The 653-nt window shown below is 69.5% G+C and carries 1 pseudogene; it reads right to left on the minus strand.

Annotation, left to right across the window (positions count from 1 at the left end):
- Positions 1-653, minus strand: a pseudogene (locus AC1D15_RS35920) (chromosome segregation protein SMC); the annotation flags it as partial.

Below are 653 nucleotides of genomic sequence, written 5' to 3' on the forward strand. Positions count from 1 at the left end.
TGGTGCGCACGGGTCTGCGTCTCGGCGGCTTCGCGGCGCGTGCCGACCAGGCGCTGCGACGCATCGGTGTAGGCGGCCTCGGCGCGCACCAGCGCGCTGCGCGACTCCTCGGCGATCAGCGTCTGCGCCTTCAGCTGGCGCTCCAGGTTCTCGATCTCCTGCGCGCGGGCCAGCATGCCGGCCTGTTCGGAATCGGGCGCGTAGAAGGCGACCGCGAACTGGCTGACCGCATGGCCCTCGCGGGTCATGATGACCTCGCCGTGCGTCAGCTTCGAACGCGCGGCGAGCGCCTCGTCGATGTCCGACGCGGTGTAGACGCCTTCGAGCCAGTCGTTGAGCAGCGCCTTCAGGCCGGAGTCGCCCAGGCGCAGCAGGTCGCTCAGCTTCGACAGGGTCTGGTGGGTGTTGGAGATGGCCGCTTGCGGGGGCGTGTAGAACGCGAGCTTGGCCGGCGGCGCATCGGTCGCGAAAGCGCGCACCGTCTCGATGCGGCCCACTTCGAGCGCGTTGATGCGCTCGCGCAGCGCGGCTTCGAGCGCGGTCTCCCAGCCGGTCTCGATGTGGATCTTCGTCCACAGGCCCTGCAGCCCTTCGAGGCCGTGCTTGGCGAGCCACGGCTTCAGCTTGCCTTCCGTTTGCACCTTCTCCTGCAG

The sequence above is a fragment of the Rhizobacter sp. P2_H2 genome (assembly GCF_056403375.1).